A 6,497-nucleotide genomic window follows, 5' to 3' on the forward strand; every position below is an offset into this window, starting at 1 on the left:
ACGGCGCGGTGATCTTCGACGGTGCGAAAGTCGAAGCCGGCAGCGTGATCGAACGCTCGATCATCGGGTTCGGCGCCCGGATCGGGCCGCGCGCGCTGATCCGCGACGGGGTGATCGGCGACGGCGCCGACATCGGGGCGCGCTGCGAATTGCTGCGCGGCGCACGGGTGTGGCCGGGGGTGTCGATCCCGGATTGCGGGATCCGCTACTCCAGCGACATCTGAGCCCGGTCTGCCCGCTGACGCTGCGCTCAGGGCGCACCTTTCTCGGACTTGTCCGCCAAACGCGCAGTCTCAACGGTGGAGTCAACCGTGACGCACGGCTTGTTGGGCGAGCTGCACACGTGAGGCGGGGCCGGCCGCCGCCGGATCGATTGGATCTACGACCCCCGTCCGGCGTGATTACGCGTCAGCACTGATGTTTCCCGACGCTCAGTACCTCAGCGTGAACTCCAGAAACCCGAAGCAGGAGGCCGCCATGACCGTCGCCCTGGACCACCCGAATGTGTTCGACGCCGGACTCCCGGTGCTCGATTACGAGCATGCCCGACACCCGAGCGAGGCGCATGACATCATCGCGCGAGCGCGTGCGCAGTCCCCGATCGCCATGGGCGTGCACGGGCCTGAGCTGTTGACCTACGAATTGGTGCACGCCGCGCTGCGTGATCCACGGTTCGAGGTTCCCCCGGGGATGTTCCTTGCCGCCCAAGGCATCACCAGCGGGCCGGTTTGGGACCGGGTCGTAGCCAACCTGATCAGCCTCGACGGCACCGCACACCGACGACTACGCCGACTCGTCGCCCCCGCTTTCACCCCTCGCGCGAGCGCACGGCTACGCACCACCGTCGTCGACACCATCACCGGCCTGGTCGACCAGCACCATGATCGCGGGCACTGCGACGTGGTGACCGACATCGCCCGGCACTATCCCGTCCCGATCATCTGCGCGCTACTGGGCGCACCGCCCGAAGACGCCGGGCTGTTCGCCGACTGGGTCGAAGACATCATGAAGGTCTTCGGCTGGGGCGTCGCCGAACATCTGCCGGCCATCTTGTCCGCCTGGGAGGCGTTGGACGCCTACGTCGACGACATGATTGCGCGCCGGCGCCACACCTTGACCGACGACCTGATCTCCGACCTGATCCGGGCCGAAGAAGACGGCGACCGGCTCTGCGGTGATGAACTGCGCATGCTGGTCGCGGGCGTGCTGATGGGCGGCACCGATACGACCCGAAACCAGCTCGCCGCCTCGGTCCACGTGCTCTGTGAGCACCCCGACCAGTGGGCACTGCTGGGCCGGCGCCCCGATCTGGCCGCACCGGCGGTGGCCGAGACCCTACGGCATACCCCGGTCGCGTTCGCCACGGTGCGCATCACCATCACCGACGTCGAATACGCGGGCCTCGTCATCCCCGCCGGCACGGTGGTGACCATCAATACCGCCGCCGCCAACCGCGACCCTGCCGTCTACGACGACCCCGACCGCCTCGACATCACCCGTACCGGCGCAGCACCGGTAATGACCTTCGGCGGCGGCATGCACTACTGCCTCGGCTCCCACCTCGCGCGCCTGGAATTGACCGAAGCCCTGACCGTCATGCCACAACGCCTACCCAACGCACGACTAGCCGGTCCCGCCCCCTGGAAACCGCTGACCGCATTGAGCGGACCAGCCACCCTGCCCATCGAATTCTCGCGCTTCACCAACGATGAGGAACGACGATGAAACCGATCACCGGGTACTCGAGTAGGACCCTCGAAGCACTACGAGCAGCGACCCACCGGAAGTCGCCGCATGCCCGCCGACACTCAGCTCCGCCGCGCTATCCGCGTCGGCTGACGTTCCTTGACGACAGCTGCGCCGCACGTGAAGCCGGCCACCTCTGAGCATGGCGTCACGCCCCGAGTCAGGTGTGCCGGGACGCTTCCTGGGCGAGCCGCACCCGCGAGCTGAGCCCGAGCTTCGCGTAGACATGGGTGAGGTGGGTTTCCACGGTGCGTGGTGAGATGAAAAGCCTTGTGGCGATGTCCCTGTTGACCAGGCCCTCACTGACGAGGCGGACAACATCGCGTTCGGTCGGGGTCAGTGATGCCCAGCCGCTAGAGGGGCGTTTGCGCTCGCCGCGCCCGCGTCGCGCGTAGGCGATCACGTCGGCGACCGATAAGTCGGCGCCGGCCGCCCACGCGGCTTCGAAGTCCGCGCTGTCTAGGGCGTTTCGCAGTGATCCCACCGACGCTTCGTAATCGCTGTCCCAAATCGTGAAACGAACCGCGCCCATCTGCCGCCGAATTCCTTCTGCCGCACCGAACAGCCGAGCGGCTTCACGGTAGGCGCCGCTCCGCTGTGCGATGGCCGCCAGGCACTCCAGGGTGTCCGATATCCCCAGGTACGCTTCGACGTCCAGCGCAGCGCCGAGCGCCTCGTACGCGTCACGCTCGGCGGCTTCTATATCGTCGAGGGCGATAGCGACACGAGCACGCGTGGTCAACGCCAATACCCGATGCCAGCCCGTTGACGCGGCCACCGCCTCGTCGGCCTTGCGGCGGGCGGCCACCGGGTCACCGCCCGCCAGCTCAGTTTGTGCGAGGTAGGGGATGAGCCCAGCCACCGTGCCGGCCATCGGGTTCAGCTGGGCCCAGGCCATCTCGCCGGCTTCCCGGGCCGACGCGACATCGCCGGCGGCCAACGCCGCGGTGTTCAATGCCCCATAGCCGACGCCGGTGAAAATCTCACTGAGTTCCACGGCCGTCGCGATGGCTGCCTCGGCCGCCGCGCGTGCCTCGGCCGTCTTGCCCTGCCAGGCCAGTGCATAGCCAAGTCCGGCAAGGCCATTGGACTCCAGGAGTCGGTCACGGGCGGCCTGCGAATCGGTGATCACACTCTGGAACGATGTGACGGCCCCGGTCAAGTTCTCCTCGTACAGCTGCGCCCACCCCAGGCAGAGGCGACACATCCGCGAGCTCAGTCGGTCCCCGATCGCGTCGGCGAGGTCGCGGCCTTCTTCAGCGGAGTTGCGGATGGCCCGCGGCTCCGCGGTCATGACGGGCGAATTCGCCCGCCATGCCAGGATCTGGCTGAGCTGCCACCGGTCGCCCAATTCCCTGGCCAGCTGCGAGGCTTCGGTGTAGTAGTGATCTGCCGTCTCGGCTCGATATCCGGCGATGTAGCCGCAGCCGGTCAGCGCCCGCAGGACCAGGGCGGCATCGGTGGTTTCGCGCGCCGCTGCCAGGGCTCGTTCGGCCAGTTCCATCGCGCCGGCGGCACCCGACAGCGAATCGAGCACCGCCTTGTCGATCAGGGAGCGGGCCAGCACCGCCTGGGTCAACCGCCCCGGAATGTCCGTGTCGTCGGTGAGCGCGGTGTCAAACCAGCTCTGCCCTTCACGAACCCGGCCACGTGACATCCACAGTGGCTGTAACGACGACGCGAGCGTCAGGGCCTGTTCGACCTCGGAGATCTCCAGGCTCCAGCCGAACGCCCCTCGCAGGTTATCGATCTCGAGTTCCGCCCGTTCCAGGGCCTCCTCGTAGGCGCCCTCGCCCGGCGCGTCCAGTGTGGCGACCATGGCCAGGTAGTGATTGCGGTGACGCAGCCGGACCGCCTCGTATTCGCCGGACTCGCCCAGCTTTTCCAGCGCGTAGTGACGAACCGTTTCCAGCAACCGGTACCGTGTTCGGCCGCAGGTATTTTCGGTGATGACGAGCGATTTGTCGATCAGCAAGCTGAGCTGGTCCAGTACTTGGTAGCGCTGCACCCCGTCGGCTCCGGCCACCGCTTGGGCACCGTCGAGGTCACATCCGCCCAGGAACACCGACAGCCGGCGAAACAGGGCGCGTTCGGGCTCGGTGAGCAATGTATGAGACCAGTCCACCGACGCATGCAACGTCTGTTGCCGGCGTACCGCGGTGCGTGCCCCGCCGGTCAACAGCCGGAACCGGTCGTGCAGGCCGCCGACGATCTCCTCCAGCGATAGCGCCCGCACCCGCGCAGCCGCCAACTCGATCGCCAACGGAATGCCGTCGAGACGGCGACAGATCTCCGACACGGTATCGATGTTGTGATCGGTGACGCTGAAGTCGGGCCGTGCCCGGGCGGCCCGGTCGCCGAACAACTCAACGGCTTCGTCGGCAAGCGACAGGGACGGCACCACAAACGTCACTTCGCCGGCGACACCGGTAGGTTCGCGGCTGGTTGCCAGGATTCGCAGGTTCAGGCACCTGTCGAGCAACGCCACGATCAACTGCGCGGTTGCGTCGAGCAGATGCTCGCAGTTGTCCAGCACGATCAGCAGATCACGATCCGCGAGAAACCGGATCAGGGCGTCCATCGTCGAGTGACCCGGTTGGTCGGGCAGCCCCAGCGCGCGGGCCGCGGTGGCCGGGACGACTGCGGGCACGGTGACCGGAGCAAGGTCCACGAAGCAGCAACCATCTCGGAACTCGTCGGCGAGGCCGGCCGCGATTTCCGTTGCGAGACGCGTCTTCCCGGTGCCACCGGCCCCGGTCAGCATCACCAGTCGGTGCTCGGCCACCAGCGACCGCACCTCGGCGATCTGGACGCCACGTCCCACAAAGCTGGTGAGCTGCACCGGTAGCCGACCGACTCCGCTGCTGTTCGTGGTGCGCAGCGGCGGAAATTCATTGTCGAGATCAGCGTGACACAACTGCGCCACTCGTTCCGGGCGGGCAACGCCCCGCAGCTCGTGACGACCGAGATCGAGCAACCAGGCGTCGGCCGGCAGCGTATCGGCGGCCAGGTCTTGGGTGGTGCCGGAGAGCACCGTCTGCCCACCATGTGCCAGGTCCCGCAATCGTGCCGCCCGGTTGATCGACGGGCCGATGTAGTTGCCTGCCTCACTGGTGTGGCCGCGCAGCTCCACTTCGCCGGTGTGCACGCCGATGCGCAACCGGATCGGTGCAAGCGCTGCCCGTTGTAGTGCCAGCGCACACGCCACCGCGTCGGACGCGCGGGTGAACGCGATCACGAAGCTGTCACCCTCACCCTGCTCTACCGGGCGCACCCCGTTATGGGCCGCGGCCAGTTCGACTACCGCGTGGTCCAGGCGGGCTACGGCGTCGGTCATTGCCTCGGGTTGGGTCTCCCACAGCCGCGTCGAGTTCTCGACGTCGGCCAGCAGCAAAGTCACTGTGCCGGTCGGCAGCGCCACGTCGTCTCCGTTCAACACCGCTCCGCGTGGAGACCAGTTTTGTCCATGCTGGCCAGTGTGACCAGGGAAGACACCGAAAACATCCGTGTTATCCCGTAGCTGCGCGCCACCGGGACGCCAGCTCACGCGACGTCGTGCAGGCGCAGACCGTCCATGCGTTCGACGTGCCTGCGGTTACGGGTGGCAACGCCGCAGCTGGAACGTCAAAGCAGCATGCCGGGACTGGCAGGCCCTACCCTCGCAGAAAATCGATCAGCAGGACGGTGTCGACGACTACGACGCACGCCACGTGGTGTGCGTCTCGGCGATGCGGCTTCGTACCTGGCCTGCCTCGGAGGCGGTTCCCTTTGATCACCGCGGGCCGCGGTGGGCCGGCGCAGCCAGGGCTGCGCCCACCAGATACCGCAGCGCGTCGTCGGCATCCGGCGGCAGCGCGTCGACCGGCCACCAGCGCAGGTCGACCGACTCGTCACTGATCCCGATCTGCGCCCCGGCCGGCGCGTGCGCCACGAACTGCAGGTCCAGATGCCGGGTGGGGATCCCCAGCGAGCAGGTCACCGGGTGCACGTGCACGGCCGCCAACCGCGGGTCGAGCCGCAGCCCGGCGATGCCGGACTCCTCGGTGGCCTCACGCGTCGCCGCGGCGACGATGTCGGCGTCGGAGTCCTCGCAGTGCCCGCCCAGTTGCACCCAGCGGCCGACCCGCGGGTGCAGCGTCAGCAGCGCGTGTTCACCGGTGTGGTCGAGCACCAGCGCAGAAGCGGTGATGTGGCCGGGTACGCATTCGCGCACGCACGCATCGGCGCGGGCGGCCAGGAACGCCAGCACCGCGTGGCGCAGCGCGTCCTGCGCGAAATCCGGTGCGGCCCACCGGGTCAGCGCCTCGACGGCGGAGTCGTGGGTGCTCACCGGCGCACCAGCAGATCATCGACGGCGGCCGGCGACCGGGGTTCGGGCGGCTCGGCGGCATACCCGATAGCGATGGCGCCCAACGGTTCCCAGTCGGCCGGCAGATCCAGTTCGGCCCGTACCAGATCCGGTGTGAAGATGGTGGACCCGATCCAGCAGCTGCCGACACCGCGCACCGCCAGCGCCACCAGCAGCGCCTGAACCGCGGCACCGACCGCGACGGTGAACATGGTGTGTTCGGCGGCGGTGCGGGCCGCGTCGGGGTAGTCATGCGCCCCGTCGGGCACCATCACCGGGATGACGACTTCAGGTGCCTCGTAGAGGATCCGGCCGCGCGCCACCCGGGCTTCGACGGCCTCGGGGGATTTGCCGTCGCCGGCCAGGTCGGCGCGCCACTTGTCGGCCATGGCGTCGAGCAGCC

At 68.1% G+C, this 6,497-nt stretch carries 4 protein-coding genes and 1 pseudogene; 2 read left to right on the top strand and 3 right to left on the bottom strand.

Translation table 11 applies throughout. The features are described from left to right. Together DQP56_RS21850 and DQP56_RS21855 are read left to right on the top strand one after the other, a co-directional pair. Positions 1 to 224 (top strand): annotated as a pseudogene (locus tag DQP56_RS21850) (NDP-sugar synthase); the annotation flags it as partial. A gap of 253 nt (positions 225 to 477) precedes the next feature. Then, entirely contained in the window at positions 478 to 1,725 is a 1,248-nt protein-coding gene (locus DQP56_RS21855; protein ID WP_112689008.1) for a cytochrome P450, read from the top strand. A 181-nt stretch (positions 1,726 to 1,906) separates the two neighbouring features. On the opposite strand, the gene DQP56_RS21860 is transcribed toward DQP56_RS21855, so the two are convergent. The 3 genes from DQP56_RS21860 to DQP56_RS21870 all read right to left on the bottom strand — a co-directional run. Further along, positions 1,907 to 5,167 carry a LuxR family transcriptional regulator gene (locus DQP56_RS21860; RefSeq protein WP_234825782.1) on the bottom strand — a complete coding sequence of 1,087 codons (3,261 nt, stop codon included), beginning with the start codon at positions 5,165 to 5,167 and terminating at the stop codon, positions 1,907 to 1,909. Positions 5,168 to 5,518: 351 nt separating this feature from the next. After that, positions 5,519 to 6,076: an NUDIX hydrolase gene (locus tag DQP56_RS21865; RefSeq protein WP_112689006.1), complete on the bottom strand. Its 558-nt coding sequence runs from the start codon at positions 6,074 to 6,076 to the stop codon at positions 5,519 to 5,521. Then, a partial coding sequence (locus tag DQP56_RS21870) for a nitroreductase family protein (RefSeq protein WP_205868952.1) occupies positions 6,073 to 6,497 on the bottom strand: 425 nt, incomplete at its 5' end. The genes DQP56_RS21865 and DQP56_RS21870, both read right to left, overlap by 4 nt.

Source organism: Mycolicibacter senuensis (assembly GCF_003284925.1).
Taxonomy (GTDB): Bacteria; Actinomycetota; Actinomycetes; order Mycobacteriales; family Mycobacteriaceae; genus Mycobacterium; species Mycobacterium algericum_A.